General features: G+C 58.7%; 20 protein-coding genes. 8 read left to right on the top strand and 12 right to left on the bottom strand.

Going from position 1 to position 18,461, the window contains the following annotated elements; translation table 11 throughout:
* Positions 1–29 precede the first annotated feature (29 nt).
* Positions 30–1,022: an isopenicillin N synthase family dioxygenase gene (locus K1W69_RS19100; protein ID WP_220230049.1), complete on the top strand. Its 993-nt coding sequence runs from the start codon at positions 30–32 to the stop codon at positions 1,020–1,022.
* Between the two features lie 149 nt (positions 1,023–1,171).
* Positions 1,172–2,356 carry an alpha-hydroxy acid oxidase gene (locus K1W69_RS19095; RefSeq protein ID WP_220230048.1) on the top strand — a complete coding sequence of 395 codons (1,185 nt, stop codon included), beginning with the start codon at positions 1,172–1,174 and terminating at the stop codon, positions 2,354–2,356.
* A 6-nt stretch (positions 2,357–2,362) separates the two neighbouring features.
* On the opposite strand, the gene K1W69_RS19090 is transcribed toward K1W69_RS19095, so the two are convergent.
* A complete protein-coding gene (locus tag K1W69_RS19090; protein WP_220230047.1) occupies positions 2,363–3,826 on the bottom strand; it encodes an ArnT family glycosyltransferase in 1,464 nt (487 codons plus the stop codon).
* Positions 3,827–4,117: 291 nt separating this feature from the next.
* Between K1W69_RS19090 and K1W69_RS19085 the strand changes: the two genes are divergently transcribed.
* Positions 4,118–5,386 (top strand): outer membrane protein, encoded by a 1,269-nt coding sequence (locus K1W69_RS19085; RefSeq protein ID WP_220230046.1) that lies wholly within the window; start codon positions 4,118–4,120, stop codon positions 5,384–5,386.
* A gap of 74 nt (positions 5,387–5,460) precedes the next feature.
* Here the strand turns inward: K1W69_RS19085 and bfr are convergent, their stop codons facing one another.
* The 11 genes from bfr to K1W69_RS19030 form a co-directional block, all read right to left on the bottom strand.
* Positions 5,461–5,946, bottom strand: a complete 486-nt coding sequence (gene bfr / locus K1W69_RS19080; RefSeq protein WP_220230045.1) for a bacterioferritin — start codon at positions 5,944–5,946, stop codon at positions 5,461–5,463.
* Positions 5,912–6,223: a (2Fe-2S)-binding protein gene (locus tag K1W69_RS27120; RefSeq protein ID WP_258571260.1), complete on the bottom strand. Its 312-nt coding sequence runs from the start codon at positions 6,221–6,223 to the stop codon at positions 5,912–5,914. Before K1W69_RS27120 ends, bfr begins: the two co-directional genes overlap by 35 nt.
* Positions 6,224–6,752: 529 nt before the next feature.
* A complete protein-coding gene (locus tag K1W69_RS19070) occupies positions 6,753–7,160 on the bottom strand; it encodes an adenylate/guanylate cyclase domain-containing protein (protein WP_220230043.1) in 408 nt (135 codons plus the stop codon).
* 36 nt (positions 7,161–7,196) lie between these two features.
* Entirely contained in the window at positions 7,197–7,664 is a 468-nt protein-coding gene (locus tag K1W69_RS19065; RefSeq protein ID WP_220230042.1) for a hypothetical protein, read from the bottom strand.
* Positions 7,665–7,754: 90 nt separating this feature from the next.
* Positions 7,755–8,102 carry a heme-degrading protein HmuQ gene (gene hmuQ / locus K1W69_RS19060; RefSeq protein WP_220230041.1) on the bottom strand — a complete coding sequence of 116 codons (348 nt, stop codon included), beginning with the start codon at positions 8,100–8,102 and terminating at the stop codon, positions 7,755–7,757.
* Between the two features lie 23 nt (positions 8,103–8,125).
* Positions 8,126–9,505: a TonB family protein gene (locus tag K1W69_RS19055; protein ID WP_220230040.1), complete on the bottom strand. Its 1,380-nt coding sequence runs from the start codon at positions 9,503–9,505 to the stop codon at positions 8,126–8,128.
* Complete coding sequence (locus K1W69_RS19050; protein WP_220230039.1) at positions 9,502–9,909, bottom strand: ExbD/TolR family protein; 408 nt, start codon at positions 9,907–9,909, stop codon at positions 9,502–9,504. The genes K1W69_RS19055 and K1W69_RS19050 overlap by 4 nt, the downstream gene beginning before the upstream one ends.
* A gap of 4 nt (positions 9,910–9,913) precedes the next feature.
* The gene (locus K1W69_RS19045; protein WP_220230038.1) at positions 9,914–10,303 is read right to left on the bottom strand and encodes an ExbD/TolR family protein; all 390 of its coding nucleotides are present in this window, start codon (positions 10,301–10,303) and stop codon (positions 9,914–9,916) included.
* Complete coding sequence (locus K1W69_RS19040; protein ID WP_220230037.1) at positions 10,293–11,009, bottom strand: MotA/TolQ/ExbB proton channel family protein; 717 nt, start codon at positions 11,007–11,009, stop codon at positions 10,293–10,295. The genes K1W69_RS19045 and K1W69_RS19040 overlap by 11 nt, the downstream gene beginning before the upstream one ends.
* An 85-nt stretch (positions 11,010–11,094) precedes the next feature.
* Positions 11,095–11,544: a hypothetical protein gene (locus tag K1W69_RS19035; protein WP_220230036.1), complete on the bottom strand. Its 450-nt coding sequence runs from the start codon at positions 11,542–11,544 to the stop codon at positions 11,095–11,097.
* A 206-nt stretch (positions 11,545–11,750) separates the two neighbouring features.
* Positions 11,751–13,865: a TonB-dependent receptor domain-containing protein gene (locus K1W69_RS19030; RefSeq protein WP_258571213.1), complete on the bottom strand. Its 2,115-nt coding sequence runs from the start codon at positions 13,863–13,865 to the stop codon at positions 11,751–11,753.
* 244 nt (positions 13,866–14,109) lie between these two features.
* Between K1W69_RS19030 and hemP the strand changes: the two genes are divergently transcribed.
* The 5 genes from hemP to K1W69_RS19005 are packed head-to-tail and all read left to right on the top strand — an operon-like array spanning position 14,110 to position 18,172.
* Positions 14,110–14,286, top strand: coding sequence for a hemin uptake protein HemP (gene hemP / locus K1W69_RS19025; protein ID WP_258571212.1), 177 nt, complete (start codon positions 14,110–14,112; stop codon positions 14,284–14,286).
* 10 nt (positions 14,287–14,296) lie between these two features.
* Positions 14,297–15,361 carry a hemin-degrading factor gene (locus K1W69_RS19020; RefSeq protein WP_220230034.1) on the top strand — a complete coding sequence of 355 codons (1,065 nt, stop codon included), beginning with the start codon at positions 14,297–14,299 and terminating at the stop codon, positions 15,359–15,361.
* A 42-nt stretch (positions 15,362–15,403) separates the two neighbouring features.
* A complete protein-coding gene (locus tag K1W69_RS19015) occupies positions 15,404–16,267 on the top strand; it encodes a heme/hemin ABC transporter substrate-binding protein (RefSeq protein ID WP_220230033.1) in 864 nt (287 codons plus the stop codon).
* Complete coding sequence (locus tag K1W69_RS19010; protein ID WP_220230032.1) at positions 16,267–17,370, top strand: FecCD family ABC transporter permease; 1,104 nt, start codon at positions 16,267–16,269, stop codon at positions 17,368–17,370. Before K1W69_RS19015 ends, K1W69_RS19010 begins: the two co-directional genes overlap by 1 nt.
* A 13-nt stretch (positions 17,371–17,383) precedes the next feature.
* Positions 17,384–18,172, top strand: coding sequence for a heme ABC transporter ATP-binding protein (locus K1W69_RS19005; RefSeq protein ID WP_220230031.1), 789 nt, complete (start codon positions 17,384–17,386; stop codon positions 18,170–18,172).
* Positions 18,173–18,461 lie beyond the last annotated feature (289 nt).

Genomic DNA, 18,461 nt, shown 5'->3' with positions numbered 1-18,461 from the left:
TCAGCGAATTTTCCAGACAGGAGCGCTCGATGTCCAAACCCTTTCCCGTGTTCGATCTTGCAGCCTTCGAGACAGCGGATCCGCAGACGATAAAGACGCTTGGCGAGGATGTGGACCGGATTTGCCGCGAGACAGGATTTCTGGCCATCGGCAATCATGGCGTCCCGCAGGAAATCATCGACGCGGCGTGGGGCAAGGCCCACGAATTCTTCGACCTTCCCGCTGATGTGAAGCAACAGGCGCGCGCGCCGTATGACGGCTACCCCTATGGCTATCTGGGACCGGAAAAGGAGGCGCTCGCCAAATCGCGCGGAGAAGATACGCCGCCGGACCTGAAAGAAAGCTTCAATGGCGGACCGCTTGCGACGCCTGCTGATGTTTCCGATCCCGACGCCCTGTCTTTCTGCTACGCCGACACCATTTGGCCCGGCGACCCTGACGGCTTCGTGGACGCCTGGAAGACCTATTACCGGTCGATGGAGGATTTGGCCTCTCGCATCATGAAGGTTTTCGCCGTAGCGTTGAATTTGCCGGACGACTACTTTGAATCCTTTATCGATGAACCGATAAGCGCCCTGCGCGCGCTCAATTACCCGGAACAGACCCTCGCTCCCAAAGCCGGCCAGCTTCGCGCCGGCGCCCATACCGACTACGGCAGTCTGACAATATTGCTGCCACAGGCAGGATCGCGGGGTCTCGAGATTCTGTCTCCGGAGGGCGACTGGATCGCCGTGCCGCCCGTGCCGGGCGCCTTTGTCATCAATATCGGCGACCTCATGGCGCGGTGGACAAACGACCGCTGGGTCTCGACGCTGCACCGCGTCGTCAATCCGCCGCCGGACGAAGGCGGCATGGATCGCAGGCAATCCTTTGCGTTCTTCCACCAGCCAAACTGGTCGGCGTCGATCGAGTGCCTGGAATCCTGCCGCGCCGAGGACGGTGGAGCGAAATACCCGCCGGTGCTGTCCGGCCCCTATCTCATGTCAAAATTCCAGGCGACGACAGTGCCGAAAGCGTCGTGATACGTTAACAATAAGCGCAATCGAATCATTGCGTTCGCAGCATTCGTTGCGCATTTGATTCAGCGGCCGCTTCCGCTTGTAACAACGCTCAGCGTGACTATGATGGCGCGACCTGCCGACGCCATCGCCACCCTGTCTGGAGACCCGAAATGAGCCCTGTCCTCGAAATCGCCGATCTCAAGCGAATCGCGCGGCGGCGCGTGCCCAAGCTGTTCTTCGACTATGCGGATTCCGGATCCTGGACAGAAAGCACCTACGCGGCGAATGAAGCCGACTTCCGTGACATCAAGCTACGGCAGCGCGTCGCCGTCGACATGACGAACCGCTCGGTAGCGACGAAGATGATCGGCCGCGACGTTTCGCTCCCGATCGCCTTGGCGCCAACGGGCCTGTGCGGCATGCAGCGGGCCGATGGCGAAATCCTGGCGGCCCAGGCTGCGGAAGAATTGGTTATTCCTTTCACGCTGTCCACCATGAGCATCTGTTCAATCGAGGATGTCGCCGAACACACCAAGGCACCATTCTGGTTCCAGCTCTATGTCATGCGCGACAAGGACTTCGTGCGCAGTCTGATCGACCGGGCGCGGACCGCCGGCTGTTCCGCCCTGGTGCTGACGCTCGACCTGCAGATTCTGGGACAGCGCCACAAGGACCTGCGCAACGGATTGACCGCTCCGCCGCGACTGACGCCCAAGCACCTGTGGCAAATGGCGACCTCGCCTGTCTGGGTGGCGGCCATGGCGAAAACGCAGAGACGCACTTTTCGCAATATTGTCGGCCATGCAAAGGGCGTCTCCGATATGTCCGCCCTGCACAGCTGGACCGCCGAGCAGTTCGACCCGCAACTCTCATGGAGCGATGTCGAATGGATCAAGGACTATTGGGGCGGACCGCTTATCCTCAAGGGAATTCTCGACCCGGAAGACGCAAGGATGGCGATCAACACCGGCGCGGACGCAATCATCGTCTCCAATCACGGCGGACGCCAGCTCGATGGCGCCGCGTCGTCGATCCGGGTCCTTCCGGAAATCGTCGAGGCCGTCGGCGACAAGATCGAGATTCATTTCGATGGCGGAATACGTTCCGGCCAGGACATATTGAAGGCGAAATGTCTCGGCGCGAAAGGCGCCTATGTCGGACGCCCGTATCTTTACGGTCTCGGCGCGTTCGGAAAGGATGGCGTCCACAAGATGTACGACATTCTCAAGACGGAGCTGGATATCACGATGGCCCTGTGCGGCGAACGTGACATTGAGAATATGGGCAGGCACAACCTTTATTCCGTTTTCGGAGAGAAGGTCGAACATGGGCCGGCAGCAAGTTCAGCAGCCTAGGGAAGGCTATTGCTGCTTTGATAGCTCAGCCGGGATAAACGCCGCGGTGAACGGACGCGTGTCGCCGCGAAAGCGGTAAGCGGCCGCAAAGGACGTCTTGTCGCCAAGCGCATATGCCTCTTCGAACTGTTCCTGGAAAGCCCTCGCAGTCGCATTCGCAAAGGGACTGTTTTCCGGGCTCCAGACCAGAACGAAGTCGTCGGGCAGTTTGAAATCGCGTGGAACGCGGCCGGGCGTCAGAACCGTCCAACCGGGCTGCGCATAGGCGATGTTTCCGGCAAGCCAGCCATTGTAGGAATAGACGAAACGGGCCTGCGGATATTCTCCTGCAATCCGCTCCGTCAGAGCCGCGATCGGAGCGGCGCTGTAGGACGGCTTGCGCGGCGTTCCGTAAAGCATGTTCACCGGCAGCACCGCCAGCACCACAAGAGCCAGCACGGCGACGACCTGCGCCAGGCGGATGTGTCCAACGGCTTTCAATCTGGGCAGCGTCCACAACACAAGGGCTGGCGCCGCAAGCACAAGGACCGGCTGGAGCCAGCGGTCCTTCACGTTGGTCACACCTGAAAACAGCACAAGGGCGAGCGTCAGCGCCGCAGCAATGATGACCGTTCTGACGAGAAGCTTCAACAGAAGCGTCGGCTCAGCCGAATCGCCTTCAGGCCGAACCCCGTATCGCAGACGCAGCAAACCAAGAATGACCAAGGCCAGGACCAGGAACAGCGCCGTCGCCAGAAAATATTCAGATACTCCGGAAAGAGCGGTCGAAAGCACCCCGTGATCCTGCTGAAGCTCGAATTTCCGGGTGGACGACAGCGCCAGATCGCGGTTCGCAAGCATCCATGTAGCCGGTTTGAATAGAACAAGCGCGGCGACGAGACCGCTGACGGCCAGACGCCAGTTGGCGACGGTCGCGCGAATTTCCGGCAAAGAGAGGCCGGCGAACAGCAACGCCACCGGAATCATCGCATAGTTGAACTTCGACAGGCACCCCAGCCCAACGGCAAGCCCGAACAGAACGTACCAAAGAAGACTGCGCCGCTCATTGAGAAACCAGAATATGAGCGCCGTCACCATCACCGATGTCGTCGCCATGACGGAATGGGTCAGCGCGCGCTGGCTCTCCCAGGCGATTTGAGGCAGTAGCATGAGCGAAATCGTTGCAAGGCCCGCCTGGGTCCGGTCGAAGGTCGTGCGCAACAGCGCATAGAGGCTGAGATAGGTCAGGCACAAAAGGGCGTTCTTGAGAAGGGACAGCGAAAAGACGCTTTCCCCGATGACAAGAAAGACCGTGTGCTGCAGCCAATTGAACAGAGGCGGCTGCGGCCCGTAACCCCAGGCGTATTCCCGTGAATCAAGGATAGCCTGCGCCTCGTCCAGACCCAGGGCGCCGCCTATCAGAGTGCGCAGCAGAATTTGCACTGCGAAATAGCCAATAATGATGATCGGCCATGAACGATCGAGCCGCATATCGTGTCCGCTTGTTTCCCGTCCCTGGCGCCTACCTATCTTGCGGCCAGGCCTCTGGCAAGCGCCGGATCAAGTCTTGGAGAGCCGAAACGCGGCAAGCGGCGTCGGCGTGGCTTCAGTCGGGAAATCGCATTTGATAATTTGTTAACCACGAGTAATTGCAGACAGATTCGAGATTGATGCAGCTTTGCTCGACTCTGTTGCAAAGCAGCAACAAATGGTTGTTCCAACGTTAATCGTTTGGGAGTAATGAGGGAGACAGGTTTTTATTCCTTTGAAGGAGTGGGATAGATGAAAAGAACTCTGGCAGGTTTCGCCGCAGCGCTCGCACTAACAAGTTCGGCCTATGCAGCAGACCTCGTCGTTCCGGTTGTCGAGCCGGCGCCTGTCGGCGTCAACATGTACAATTGGACAGGGTTCTACGTCGGTCTCGGCGGCGGCACCTCCAACAGCGTTGCGGAACTCGGCAGCCCGGTGCTCGGCAACGCCAGCCTGAACGGCATCGGCGGCTGGGGCGTTTTCGGTGAAGCGACCGTCGGTTACGACTACATGTTCCAGAACCGAATGGTTCTCGGCGTTTACGGCACGGCTCGCTACGGCTACTCCGGTCCCAAGCTCGACGTTCCCGCTCTCGGCTTTAGCGCCGAGGCAACCGCCGATTACGGTTTTGATGCGCTGGCGCGTCTCGGATACGCGGTCACGCCGGGCACGCTCGCCTATGTCCTCGGCGGATACAGCTGGCAGCATTTCGACCTGTCTACCAGCCCCAACGTCCTGTCATCCGATTGGGACAGCAACGGCTGGGTCGTCGGCGTCGGTGTCGAAACCGTCCTGAACAACAAGTTCACGATCAAGTCGGAGTACCGCTACAACCAGTATGGCACGTACAGCCCCATGGGGCCGTTGCTCAACGTCGATACGTCCATGCACTCGTTCCATACCTCCCTCGTCTACCGCTTCAACGGAGGCTATACAGGCCCCGCAATGACGCCGGTCGAATTCGACTGGAGCGGCGTGAAGATCGGCGCGGCCTTCGGCGGCGGCGTTCTCAATCACGACACGTCGGTTCTGGGTGGAGCCGCTTCGCTTGACAGTCTTGCCGGCCAGGGCGTGCTGGGCGATGTGACGCTCGGATATGACTACCAGTTTGCAAACAATGTCGTCGCCGGTGTGGTTCTCGGCGCGCGCTATACAAGCATTTCCTCTGACGCCGGCGTCGCGGGCTTCAGCGGCTCGGTGGACGCCGACTACGGCTTCGACGCAATGCTGCGCCTCGGCTACACGTTTGGCTCGCCTTCGACCCTCGCCTATGTGATTGGCGGATACAGCTACCAGCACTTCGATCTCAGCAGCACGCCGAACGTGCTGTCCTATGACTGGGGCGCAAGCGGCGCAACGCTCGGAACCGGTCTGGAAGCTGCATTCAATGATCGCCTGACCGGGTTTCTCGAATACCGTTACACCTGGTACGAATCCGAAGATTTTGGAAGCGGCGGACTGGTTGAGGTCAATCCCTCCGATCACACGTTCCGCGTCGGTCTGAAATACAAGCTTTTCTAGGGTGCTGAAATATAGACACTAAAAAACCGGCTTCCCTGGGAGCCGGTTTTTTGTTTCGGTTTGTTCCCGTGGGATCAGTCCGCGTCGTCTGCGGACTCCGCGTTCAGCAACCCGTAGTTCTTTTCTCCGATGGTTTTGTAGAGATCGAGCTGGGTTTCCAGAAAATCGATGTGCCCTTCTTCGTCTGTCAGCAACTCCTCGAAAAGAGCCATTGAAACGTAGTCGCCAAGTTCCCTGCAGATCTCGCGAGATTCCTTGTAGGCTGCGCGGGCGTCGTATTCGCCGGCCAGATCCGCTTCCAGAACTTCCTTGACGTTCTGACCGATGCGCAATGGCGCAACGTTCTGAAGATTCGGATGTCCTTCCAGGAAGATGATGCGATCGATCAATCGATCAGCGTGATTCATCTCTTCAATGGATTCTTCACGCTCTTTCTTTGCGAGCTTTTTGAAGCCCCAGTCGTCGCAGAGTCGATAATGCAGCCAATACTGATTGACGGCGCCGAGTTCGAGGAACAGCGCCTCGTTAAGCCGCTCGATTACCTTTTCGTGGCCCTGCATTGAATTCTCCCAAATAGTGATTGCGCAATCTGATCAGTTTCTCCCGGAAGACGATCAGGTCAGCGCCGCTGTTCTGGGCGTGCGCGTGATACTGCTCGGTCGTCCGGATGATGATATCAACCACATTGGGAAAGCACCGGCAACACTTACCGCGCTTCTCGAGAGCATGGTAGACCTTGATCGGAACGATCAATTGCCAGCAATCTTCATCGAGAAGTCGCCAAACCGTCTCTTCGATTTCACGTTCGGTAATGATGTTGCAGTGACAGGTAATCATGCTTTTCGATTGTCTTCCGCTGGTCCGGCGTTTGTCCGCCGAGCCTCGCCAACGCAAGGAAAAATGATAATCACGCAACGATTTGTCAATGGAAAAACAGAATTTAAGCAACAAAAACAATTGATTAGAATTATTCTAATTTAAATTTAGCGCCATCTTCCCCGGAAGCAGACCTTCCAGATCCAGCAAGCTCTTGAATCTTTACCGGAAAATGAAAGTTTCCCACCTGATCAGCGATTTGCAGCGTCCGTCAGAATTTCCATAGGCGATGTCTGCCTTCAAAACCTTTCAGTTCGGACTCCCCTGCGGGGCCGCAAAAACCTGTTGAAATTTTCTTTGCAAGGCCTCCGAAAGAATCCTGTCGCACTTCAGTCCGGCTGCAGCCGCCAGCAGTCTTGCAGTATAGTTGACGGGCGGGCCGATCACGGTGAAATCAAGTCGGTCAGCACCGCCAATATTACCGAAATGGAACGCGCCGTGGTGGAGAGCGCAGCGAAACCCTGTGACCAGCTCAGGCCGGCTTCGTCCATCACGGCTTCCGCTTTCCACATGGAGCGCAAGGCGGCCTCCCCGATGTCGCCGATTTCCGTTTCATCACGATATGGAAAGATGGCCAGAAAGCTGCGCCCATGAATTTCAGGATCTCTCCTCCGGCTTGCGCTACCTGGGGCGCCAGAATGTCAATGGCTTCATGGAGCAGTTCAACCAGGTCGCGGCCCGGTATCCTGTTCGACATCGAGGTAAAATCCTTCAGATCCACGAACAGAATGACGGCGCTGATTTCTTCGCCGTCACCACGATGGACCTGTCCTTCGAGAACACGCTGGCCACTGTCGCGTCCGATATAGGATGAAAGCAAGGTGATCGCGTTGAGGCGCAGCATGTAGATTTCAGTCAGCCTTCCCAGCGGCGCAGCGACTTTCTCCAGCAGATCCAAATCAGCAGCGTCAAAGCCACCAGGTCGTGACGTCGATCAGGCGCCGACATGCGTTTCTCCGGTCGTGAAGACCAGGGGAACAGCGAGATAGTCGGTCAGCCCCTGTTCGCGAAGCTCCCCAACGATGAGATAGTCCTCGGGACAGTCGGGATCTTCCAGATGCCTGCGTATGCTTTCGCCGCATTCTATGACGTGCGGAATCGGATTGGCCCGATAGATCTCGGTCGAGAACATGCCCATCGGCGCTTCGGCGATATCGACGTCGCCGTCCCTGAACCACCGGAACCTCCGGCCCTGGAGATTCGGGTGCAGCGTAAAGATGAACAGCGCAAAGCGATCGATCGGCACGCCGATTTCCAACAGTCGCTCGCATATGCAGCGGATGATCGCCTTGGCGCTGGCGCTCGGTCGCGCGCCATTGACCATCCAGTCGATCAGTTCATCGACCAGGGGCTCCCGCCCGTCGCGGGGCGTCGTTTGCAAAGGCCTGTCTGCCTCAACCATCGTATGCACCATACCCGGTCAAGCCGGGTCGGCGCGGTTATGCCGCAAGAACGGGAACACAGGCAAACAGCCTGGATGTGAAAGGCCTGCCTAGACTGTGGCGGACTGTTTTTGCGACTTCAGCCGCGTGCCCTCGACCGTTTCGAAGGTCTCCAGTTGAGGGTGCCCGAGATAAGACACCTTCGTCTGACCTGCATTGGCGTGCGACCGACGGAACTGCTCCGATTTGGTCCAGGCGACAAAGTTTTCCCTGCTCTCCCAGATCGTGTGCGAGGCGAACAGAGTATATCCCTCCTCCTCGTTCAGTGGCCCTCGCAGGAGCTGAAATTCTATAAATCCGTCAAGCTCATCGAGCCTGCTTTCACGGTTTCGCCAAACCTCTTCAAATGCTTCCTCGGAACCCGACTTCACCTTGAACCGATTCATTACGACATACATCAAACTACTCCTTGGATATGTACTCAACGTGGTCTGAACTCAAGCGGAACCGTAAACTGCCAACTGTTGCGATTGGTCCCACGCGGGAATTTCGGAAACGGCGCAGCCCGCCTGACCGTATCCAGCGCCCGTGCGTCGATTTCACTGGATCCCGATCCGCGGACGACCCTGACGGACGCCAGCCCGCCGCTGGATGTGACGCTGAAGCGCACCGTCACGACGGATCGGCGAGAGAGATTGCGGGGCATTCTGACGCTTCGCAGGATCTTCCTGCGCACCTTACCCGCATAATTGGCGATCGCCGCATTGCCTGACGGTCCCAGATTCTTGCCGGCGCGATCTTCGCCCGTCACGTTTTGCCCCTTGCGGGCGTTCGCGCTGTTCTGTCCGCTTTTCCCGCTCTTCTTGCGAGTTGGCTTCGTCACCTTCTTCGGGGGATCCGGACGCGCCGCGGCAGCGGCAGCGATTTCCTGACGGCGCTGCTTGATTTCTTCTGGCATCTCCTTCGGCACCGGAATCTCGGTGACGTTTTCATGCGTCTTGCTGCGCTCCGGCTGCAGCACTTCCGGCGCTGCGCGCTCAACAGGATCGACGCTGGCGACCTCGACCGGCTTCACGGAATTATGCTGCTGCACAATTTTCGACTGGAGCGACTTGACTGCTTCATCAGGCGACTTTTGCTCTGGTTGCTCGGCAGTCTGTTTTTGTTCCTGTTCAACCGAAGTTTTCTGTTCAACCGGTTTTTCTAGCGCCGTTGGCTCGACAGCCTCGGTGTCAGCGCGTTCCTGCTGACGTCCCGTCGTCTCGGCTTCCACTTTCCGGGTCTCGGGCGGCGGGCTCATTTCCTCGGCGGGCTTTGCGGTCACTTCCGACGGTTTTTCCGGTTCTTGCAGGTTGCTGGCGTCATCCGGTTGCAGTCGAGCAACTTCCACCGCATCGGGGCGCTGGGCCTCGGTTTGGGTTATCTGCTCGGCGAGATCGGCCGGCGCTGTCTCATTGTCCACCTCGCTCGCAGCAAGAAGCGGCGACGCGGTTTCGCTCTGTGGTATCGCTATGGTGCGCGCCTGGACCGGAGAAGGCGCTGTTGGCGTCGGATTGACAGGGCTGATGCTCTCGACAGGCCGCGCAGTATTGGCCATCGCGACGGCCGCCACCCTGGTGGACTGCACAGGCTGCGGGTTCTGCTGGACTGCTGGCGCCGCCGTCTCCTCGACGACCTCCTCAACCTCCTCGCCTTCAGCAAGGGCGTCGAACTGGACATCGCTGACAAAAACTATGGCGGCGTTGCTCACACCGGCCTCGAGAATCGGTTCGTCGTTGCTTTGCATGGCGACGTCCACCATGCCGTGAATCGACAGCGACGCCACGAGAGCCAGAGCAAAATGCCACCAGCGCAACGTCACTTCATCTTCCTTTCCGTAATCACGGTTATCCTGCCGACGCCGGCGGCGCGAAGCCGGTCGATTACATCGATGAGCTGGATGGCCGGCAACGTGCTGTCGGCGGCGATGCGAGCATGTGGGCCCGTCTCGTCCGCGGCCGCGCCCGTATCTTTCAGCCCGGCCACGTAATTTTCCACGGTGATCGTCTTGCCCTCGTAGACGAGTTCCGCCTCTGCGGTGATGAAAAGGGCGCGCGGCGGCTCCACGGGTCGAGAATCGGTCCTCTCGATCAGGTCGATGTCTTCCATCGGCGGCGCAAGGGAGCCCGCAATCAGGAAAAAGACAAGCATCAGAAACACGATGTTGATCAGCGCAATCGTGTTTTCCTTCGGGGGCTTTTCGGCCGGTCGCGGCAACGTCAGCATTGGATCACCCCGCCACCGAGATATTCAGTTTCGAATTATTGGCCAGGAGCTCCAGCGCGTCGACCAGCGCCTGGGAGGTGACGTCCTCCCGCACGACGATGACGGCGGTCTTGGCGCCCGCCTGTTCAAGACGCTGCAGTTCCGTCACCGCCGCCTCCTGCGGAAGCTCGGCCCCGTTCACCTTCCAGGAATTGTCCTTGCCAAGCCTGATGAAAACATCCGGCATTTTGGAGACTGACGCCTGCTTGCCGGCCCGCCCCGCTACGATGTCGACCTCGGAAAAGCGCGTAAAGGTCGATGACAGCATAAAAAAAAGCAACAGGAGGAAGATAACATCGATCAGCGATGTCAGGGACAGTCTGCGTCTCTTGACTGCTACCCGGCTAAACCGCATGGCTGGCCCGCCCGGCGAACTTGACGATGGATTCATCTTCCAGACTGGCTACCCTGATCTGCTGTTCCGCCATCAGTTGGGTCGCCATCGTCTCGATTGCCACGCGCTCGTTTTCCACCCGGCTTTCGAACCAGGTCAGGATGAGCGAAACAGGCATTGCGACGGCAAGACCGGCCGCCGTGGTCAAAAGCGCCACCCAGATGCCGCCCGCCAGAATAGAAGGATCGACGGCGTTGCCTGCGCTCTGCAAGGTCTGGAAAGCCTCAATCATGCCGAGAACCGTGCCGAAGAGCCCGAGTAAAGGCGCGATCTGGGCAATCGCGTCAAGCGCGCGAAATCCGCGCTGCAAGTCATAGAGGCGAGAGAGCGCGATGCGTCCAACCTCTTCCTCGATCACGGATTTCGAAATGCGCCGATCCGCGCCCAGCCGCATCGCTGTCAGCATCACAGCCGCGACAGCCGATTTGTCATTTCCGAGAAGGGAAAGTGCTTCTTCGGACTTACCGTGTGTCCAAAGATGCATGGCAGTACGGGCGTTCTTCCGTGATCCGACCCCGGAATAGAAAAACTGGACGAATTTGAGGATAATCAGAGCCAAAGCGATTACCGAAAGCCCCAGCAATATCGCGACCACAGGACCGCCCAGTTCGACCAGCGACGAGGCCGTCGCGAAGAACTCATTAAACAAGCCGGAGAAATCAATCATCGCTTGATGCGGGCGCCACGCTTTGGTGAGCCGCCCGCCCTTTCAAATCTATATGGTCATTCTGCGAGGCGTCGACGCCCCGGCGTCAGCTGCCGAATTCTATCTCGGTCCGGGTCGTCGTCTCGAGCGCCCGGATACAGGTTCCATCGGCGACGTCCTGGCCAGCGCAGGACGCGGCGTCGTTGATCAGCACCCGCGACACGTCAGGGCAGGAAATCCCGTCCAGATCGAATTGTCGAACCCTCGTCTTGTCCTTGACCAGCGGGCTGAAATCAAGCACGATCATGCGGTCCACAAGGCCTTTCCCGTCGAAAAGAACCACCTCATAAGCCAGTTGATCCAGCGCGGCATCGAGGCTGTTTCTTACCATGAAGGTGACGAGGCATCCCGCTTCGCTCGGCGAAAGGTTATTGAGTTCAAGGGTGATGTTGGTGTCGTCCGCCGCTTCTTGCGCACCGGCGGGCAGAGCCGCTGTCGCCAAAATGACAACCGAGGCGAGAGGCGCCAGGAATTTCCGGACAATATGGTTTCTCATGATGAATTCAGACCGCGCAACTGTTGATGCAACCTTTTGCTTGCCACGATAAAACATGACTATTTTCGTCCATTATTCATCACGTTTGTTTTTTCGGGTCAAGAAACAATCCTGATTATTGTCCCCAACATTCCGCTCGTCATGAGAACTTCACACGCCGAACGGTATCCGTGGCCGGAAAGGCCACGGACACGCTGTTTAGCGACCTACCAGCCGAACTGTTTGACGAGTGAAACCCTGAAGGTTCGTCCCTTGCTCGGGAAGCCTTCCAGATATTCCTGGTACTGCTCGTTGAAAATGTTGTCGATCCTGAAGCGGGCTTCCCAACCCAGCATCGGCCCGTCCTGGGGTATCCAGTTCAGATAGATGTCGTGGACGTTGAACGCTTCGGACGGATCACGGGTGTCAACTTCGTCCTGGGCGGCCACAAAGCGGCTCGTCCAGCCGAAGTCGATACCGTATTCCGGCATGCTCTTGCCAATCGTGAAGAAGAATTCATCCGGCGCAACGTCATTGAGATAACCGCCCGTCGTCAGATTGTTGCCGCGAACGAGTGAATAGCCGGCGTTCGAATAGAAGAGATCCGAGGTGTAGGAGAGTTCAACTTCCACACCATAGATTTCTGCGTCGTCGATATTTTCGTACCGAGGAAATGCCTCACGTCCATTGTCCGTGATCAGGTCCTGAATATCGTTGTAGAAACCGGTCGTCTTGAGCTGGAAGGAATCGCCAGCCTGCAGCAGATCGTATTTCGAAATGGCGAAACCGGCTTCGTAGTTGAGCGAATTTTCGACATCTAGCCCATAGTGCTGCGGGTTGTACGGATCCGAACCAATCGTATCGTATACTTCGTCCAGCGTCGGAATTCGCTGCGTCTGGGCAACCGAACCGAAAATGCCGAAATTGTCGTTGAACTTGTACAGCGCTGCAATCTTCGGAGAGAAGGCCCAGTTGTCATAGTCGGGTACGCCGAAGGGTTGCACGTCGTTGATCGCCGGCGTCAACTCGCGATAGTCGACGCGGGCGCCAGTGATCACTGTCAGCTTTTCGTTCCAAATGAATTCGTTCTGGGCGTAGAAGCCGGTGGTAAAATCGGTTCCTTCCGCATGAGTGGGGGAATCCGAGCCGTCGCGGGTGCGCTCCTGTTTGATCGTCTGGGAGCCGATCGTCAGGTAGTTCTCAAAATTCTCGCCGACATATTCAAATGTGTTGTCGATATTGAACTGGTACGACTCATACCCGAATGTCGAGTTGAAGAGATCGCTGCCGCCGTCCTGTGTTTGTTCGTTGGTGATGTCCGAATAGGACAACTGGATATTCAGATCGAGCCAGGGATTATCGCTCGCGACGTTCTCGTAGGCGATGATAGCGGTCTTGTCGGTGATGACGCGTTCGTCTATATCGCCAAAAGCTGGCTGATCGAATGTCTGCGAATAGGCCTGGTCGGTCGCACCGCCGGTATATTGCTGATACGAGATCCGCAGCCTCTGCTCCATGTTCTCGCCGAATGTGAACGTGCCCTTGGCGAGCCCGTTGGGCGCCGCGACCTCCAGACCCTCGACTTCCGTCCCGTCGCCGGTCTCGTAATCGCCGGTATTGCGGTAGTTGCCCATGACAAGGATTTCGGCGTGTTCGTTGAAACGGTGGGCAAGGATCGCCTGCCCCAGATAATCGCCGCCATTCGTCTCGTATGAGCCTTTCAGACGAAGAACCGTATTCTGGTCCTCGCCGATGAAATCCGAGGCGTCTTTCGTAACGAAGTTGATGACGCCGCCCAAGGCGCCGGCGCCGTACAGGGTCGACGATGCGGGTCCGCGCAGGACTTCGACCTGCTTGTAGAGTTCCGGGTCGGTGAACAGACCGCCCATGCGGTACTGCTCGAAATATTTGCTTACGCCATCGACATTGATGATGACGCGCCCTTCTTCGCCGCCCGATTCGGGCGCGCCGATACCACGAATGTTGAAAGCCTGACCGAGCGCGCCGGTGCCGCCGGTGGCGTTGAGGCCGACAACGTTGTCGGCGATGTCGGTAATCTCCGTCGCCTGCAGATTGTCGAGATCCTGCTGATCGACCACCGTCACGGATTGCGGCGTGTCGATGGCGACTTTTTCGACGCCGGCGCCGACGACGATGCGCTGCAAGGCCGTCATGCCGCCGGTCGTTTCCTCGACGATGACCTGTTGATTGTCATCGACCGTCTCTTCTTCGATTGTCGCCGTGGCGTCCTGCGCCCACGCAAAACCCGAGCCCGAGAGAACCGCCAACGCAGCACTGCCTAATACTATCTTTTTGAAATGTTCCAGAGTCCCCAAACCCATTTACCTCTCCATACTGATTACATGCTGGCTGGCTGGAGAGCTTGCTTGCGGACTGCCTTCAATCGAAGGCCCGACTGGATAACGAGGCGCACACTAGGCGCGCCGATATAACTTGACAATGATTTTCCACTATTGCATTCACAGTTAAGTTGATTTTTATAATCAAGTTACCGAAATGCAACACCTCAGCCCAAGGGCGCCGGTTTGCTTTGACATGAAGGCGAGAAGAGACCGGACCGACATTATGACATCCGAAGATACGGAAAACTGCCAGGAACGCGAAACGACGGAAGAAGGCAGAATGCGGATTCTCAACAGCCGCGATCTGTTCAAGGGCGCCAGTGAGCTTTGCATCGAACACGGCGAATCTGTGTACCGACTGCGCATCACGCGCCAGGGCAAACTGATTCTCAATAAGTAGGTTAAACAAGATGACAAGCAGCGCTGTTTCCAGCCTGGTTGCGCCGGGCAAGCCTACGCCCTCGCAAATCCGCAAGGCTCGGGAAGACAATCCCAAAATGCGCGAACGTGAACTTGCGACGACGCTCGGCATTTCCGAAGCAGAGTATGTTGCAGCGTGGTGCGGCATTTCCGCAACCCGGATCGAACCGCGCGTCACCGACCTGCTGACCGGGCTGGAAGCGCTTGGCGAGGTCATGGCGCTGACCCGCAACGACAGCGCAGTGCACGAAAAGATCGGAATTTATGACGGGGTCGAGGTTCGCGAGCGCGGGGTTATCGTCGTTGGCGACATGATCGATCTGAGGATCAGGCAGCAAGGCTGGGTTCATGGCTTCGCCGTGGAAAAGCAAAACGACGAGAAGGTTTCGCGCAGCCTGCAGATTTTCGACGCCAGCGGCGATGCGGTGCACAAGATCCATCTGCGGCCGGGCTCCAATGCCGAAGCCTACACAAAGCTGGTGGAAAAGCTGACCAGCGAAGACCAGTCGCCGTCCATCGAGACTGCGCCGCGACCTGCCGCCGTTCCGCCGTCGACATTGAGCGACGCCGACGCCGTGCGGTTTCGAGAGGGCTGGGCCGCCCTGTCGAACGTTCATCAATTCAGCGGGTTGCTGCGCGCGTTTGGATTGAACCGGCACGACGCCCTCCTGCATGCGACGGGCGACTTCGCATGGCGCCTGGATAAATACGCCCTGGCCGCCATGATGAAGCTTGCCGCAAGCAAGCAGGTTCCAGTCATGTGTTTCGTCGCCAGTTCCGGCGTCACCCAGATTCATTCAGGCGTGATTTCGGAGATCAAGGAGATGGGGCCGTGGATCAATGTCCTCGATGCGACCTTCCATCTCCATTTGAGACTCGACCACGTGAACGAGGTCTGGGCGGTGCGCAAGCCGACGGGCGACGGCCACGTCACTTCGATCGAGGCCTACGACGCGCACAAAAATCCGATCATCCAGTTCTTCGGTCTGCGGCGTCGCGGAGAAACCGAACGCGACGACTGGCGGTTCCTGATTGAGAACCTGCCACAACTTTGAAGCCCTTCACGCAAGCCAATCACCGACGGTTTGGAGACAATCATGACTTACCAGACATTCACGCGCAGGACGGTTCTGACGATCGGACTGGCGGCTTCGCTGTCCTTTCCGGCCGGCGCCGAAGACACCAAAGGCGGCGTCGTCGCGATCGGCGGCTCGGTGACCGAAATCATCTACGCGCTCGGCGAGCAGGATCAGCTGGTCGCCCGCGACACGACCAGCATGTTCCCGCCGGAAGCCAATGCTCTGCCTGACGTGGGATACATACGGGCGTTGTCGCCGGAAGGCGTGCTCTCGGTCAATCCGAGAAAGATCGTTGCGCTTGAAGGGTCCGGGCCTCCCGAATCGCTCGACGTATTGAAAAAGGCGAGCGTTCCCATCGTGATAATCCCGGAAAGCTACAGCCGTGAGGGGATCGTCAACAAGATCAATGCTGTCGGCGAGGCCATCGGGGCGGAAGACAAAGCCGCCGATCTCGCAAAGGCCGTTGAGGCGGATATCGCGGCGGCTGAAAGCAGAGCGGCGGATCAGAGCGAACGCAAACGTGTTCTCTTCATTCTCAGCATGCAGGGCGGCCGTATCATGGCGGCTGGCGACGGCACAGGGGCGGCCGCCATCATAGAGATGGCCGGCGGCGTCAACGCCCTGTCCGGCGTGGCCGGCTACAAACAGGTCAGCGACGAAGCCGTGATCGAGGCCGTTCCCGATGTCATCCTGATGATGGATCGCACCGGAAATCACGCCGCCGACGATGGCCAGCTGCTTTCGCATCCGGCGCTTGCCGGTTCTCCGGCCGCAGAAAGTCACAAGGTCGTTCGCATGAGCGGAGGCTACCTGCTTGGCTTCGGGCCACGCACCGCCTCGGCCATCGAGGAACTTTCCGCCGCTCTGCAGACAACCGATTGATGCTGCAACAGGTTTCGCGGACAATGCGCCTGCAGGCGGGGGGAAGAGCGGAAGGCGACCGCGCCGTCAGGGCGCGGCTGGCCATTCTGTTCCTCGTCCTGCTTCTTGTCGTCACCGCTGCCTTCAGTCTGGCGACGGGCGCATCGGACGCGTCGGTTCTGTCGGTTATCGGAGGCTGGTTTGGCGTCTTCACCGGAGTTGAATCGGCGCTCAGCGCCCGCGACGCGATCATCATCTACGACATCCGCCTGCCACGCACGGTTCTCGGCATACTGATCGGAGCGAGCCTCGCCGTCAGCGGCGCCACGATGCAGGGGCTTTTCCGCAATCCGCTGGCGGATCCGGGCATCGTTGGGGTTTCCTCCGGCGCCGGCCTCGGCGCGATCTGCATGATTGTGCTCGGCGGCACCGTATTTGCGCCGGTGGTCGGTCTTTTCGGTATTTACGCGCTGCCCGTAGCAGCGTTTGGCGGCGGTCTGGCGACAACATTTCTGCTTTACCATATTTCGACGCGGCAGGGACGCACGTCCGTAGCGACGATGTTGCTCGCGGGTATTGCGCTGGGCGCGCTCGCCGGCGCGCTTACGGGCATTCTCGTCTTCATGGCCGATGATCAGCAACTGCGCGACCTGACCTTCTGGGGTCTCGGTTCGCTGGCTGGCGCAACCTGGACCAAAATCCTTTCGGCCGGGCCGATCATCGCCGCCGCGCTGATCGCAAGCCCGTTTCTTGCTCGCGCGCTGAACGCCCTGACGCTCGGAGAAGCGACGGCGCATCACATCGGCATATCGGTGCAGAAATTCAAACGTCTGGCCATCGTGCTCGTCGCCGCCGCCACGGGCGCCTCGGTGGCCGTCAGCGGCGGCATTGGTTTCGTCGGTATTGTTGTGCCGCATCTGCTGCGCCTGTCCATTGGCCCGGATCATCGCTACCTGCTGCCTGCCTCTGCGCTGTTGGGCGCAAGCCTGCTGCTTTTGGCGGACGCTGTCGCGCGCGTCATCGTCGCGCCGGCGGAACTGCCGATCGGCATCGTCACCTCCGTGGTCGGCGCACCCTTCTTCCTGTGGATCCTGCTCAGCCGTCGCGGCGTGCTGGACATGTAGCGCGGGGGTACTGATGATTGAAACAGACAATCTCGGCGTCAAAATCGGCCCCAGGGAAATCGTTGCGGGCGTCTCGTTCCATGCCGAACCCGGCCGCGTGACAACGATCATCGGTCCGAACGGCAGCGGCAAGACGACAGCGCTCAAGGCGTTGTCCGGCGATCTCGCCTATTCCGGCGCAGCGCGTATTGCAGGGCGCGACATCAATCGCATGAAGGCGTGGGAAATGGCCTCCGTCCGCGCCGTTCTGCCACAGATTTCCTATTTATCGTTTCCTTTCACGGTGCGAGAGGTTGTCCGAATAGGCCTGACCTCCGGCTATTCCGGCGCCTCCGACCGTGATGCAGACGATTTGGCGGAAGAAGCCTTGCGGCGGGTCGACCTCGACGGATTCGCAGGGCGTTTCTACCAGGAACTGTCAGGCGGCGAGCAGCAGCGCGTCCAGCTCGCGCGCGTCTTGTGCCAGGTCTGGAAACCGGTGGCGGACGGCGAGCCGCGCTACCTGTTTCTGGACGAGCCGATTTCCAGCCTCGATATCCGCCACCAGCTGGCGATCATGGATATCGCCGTCGACTTCGCCAGCAAAGGCGGCGGCGTGCTGGCGATACTCCATGATCTCAATCTCACCGCCATGTATTCCGACCGGGTCATGATCATGCATCAGGGACGGTGCAAGGGCTTCGGAACACCGGAAGATGTCTTGCAAGACGACCTTCTTCAAGAGGTTTTCGGATGTCGTTTGCAGGTTGGCGTTATACCGCCGACGGGGACGCGATTCGTGCTCCCGCAATCCGCCCGGTAGGCGTCTCCTCGCGGCCATTCGCAATCAGCCGGTCTCTCAACGCCTGCGATCGGTCAAGCCCTTCTTCAAGCGCGAACACGTAGGCCTGGGTCAGAAAGAAACAGGCTGCGTCCACATCGCCCTGTTCTTCCTTGACGGCCCCGGCTGCTTCGTAGAGCCAGGCTAGAGCGGGTCAGTTTTTCATTGAATCGCGACGGGATTCCCTTTTGTGCTGATTTGTGATTCACACTGCATGCTGGGACGAGGAGGCCAGCATGCATGGTCAAGGCTTATTCAAATGATCTTCGCG

The sequence above is a fragment of the Flavimaribacter sediminis genome, assembly GCF_019492055.1.
Lineage (GTDB): Bacteria > Pseudomonadota > Alphaproteobacteria > Rhizobiales > Rhizobiaceae > Flavimaribacter > Flavimaribacter sediminis.
This window is presented reverse-complemented; position numbering and strand designations above follow the sequence as displayed.

Bases quoted from the DNA above. Each gene is read 5' to 3' on its own strand.
- K1W69_RS19095 (WP_220230048.1), top strand. From the start codon at position 1,172: ATGAGCCCTGTCCTCGAAATCGCCGATCTCAAGCGAATCGCGCGGCGG.
- K1W69_RS19030 (WP_258571213.1), bottom strand. From the start codon at position 13,865: ATGGGTTTGGGGACTCTGGAACATTTCAAAAAGATAGTATTAGGCAGT.
- K1W69_RS19015 (WP_220230033.1), top strand. From the start codon at position 15,404: ATGACTTACCAGACATTCACGCGCAGGACGGTTCTGACGATCGGACTG.
- K1W69_RS19100 (WP_220230049.1), top strand. From the start codon at position 30: ATGTCCAAACCCTTTCCCGTGTTCGATCTTGCAGCCTTCGAGACAGCG.
- K1W69_RS19040 (WP_220230037.1), bottom strand. From the start codon at position 11,009: ATGATTGATTTCTCCGGCTTGTTTAATGAGTTCTTCGCGACGGCCTCG.
- K1W69_RS19035 (WP_220230036.1), bottom strand. From the start codon at position 11,544: ATGAGAAACCATATTGTCCGGAAATTCCTGGCGCCTCTCGCCTCGGTT.
- K1W69_RS19090 (WP_220230047.1), bottom strand. From the start codon at position 3,826: ATGCGGCTCGATCGTTCATGGCCGATCATCATTATTGGCTATTTCGCA.
- bfr (WP_220230045.1), bottom strand. From the start codon at position 5,946: ATGCAGGGCCACGAAAAGGTAATCGAGCGGCTTAACGAGGCGCTGTTC.
- K1W69_RS19065 (WP_220230042.1), bottom strand. From the start codon at position 7,664: ATGGTTGAGGCAGACAGGCCTTTGCAAACGACGCCCCGCGACGGGCGG.
- K1W69_RS19005 (WP_220230031.1), top strand. From the start codon at position 17,384: ATGATTGAAACAGACAATCTCGGCGTCAAAATCGGCCCCAGGGAAATC.
- K1W69_RS19045 (WP_220230038.1), bottom strand. From the start codon at position 10,303: ATGCGGTTTAGCCGGGTAGCAGTCAAGAGACGCAGACTGTCCCTGACA.
- K1W69_RS19020 (WP_220230034.1), top strand. From the start codon at position 14,297: ATGACAAGCAGCGCTGTTTCCAGCCTGGTTGCGCCGGGCAAGCCTACG.
- K1W69_RS19050 (WP_220230039.1), bottom strand. From the start codon at position 9,909: ATGCTGACGTTGCCGCGACCGGCCGAAAAGCCCCCGAAGGAAAACACG.
- K1W69_RS27120 (WP_258571260.1), bottom strand. From the start codon at position 6,223: ATGATTACCTGTCACTGCAACATCATTACCGAACGTGAAATCGAAGAG.
- hmuQ (WP_220230041.1), bottom strand. From the start codon at position 8,102: ATGTATGTCGTAATGAATCGGTTCAAGGTGAAGTCGGGTTCCGAGGAA.
- hemP (WP_258571212.1), top strand. From the start codon at position 14,110: ATGACATCCGAAGATACGGAAAACTGCCAGGAACGCGAAACGACGGAA.
- K1W69_RS19085 (WP_220230046.1), top strand. From the start codon at position 4,118: ATGAAAAGAACTCTGGCAGGTTTCGCCGCAGCGCTCGCACTAACAAGT.
- K1W69_RS19010 (WP_220230032.1), top strand. From the start codon at position 16,267: ATGCTGCAACAGGTTTCGCGGACAATGCGCCTGCAGGCGGGGGGAAGA.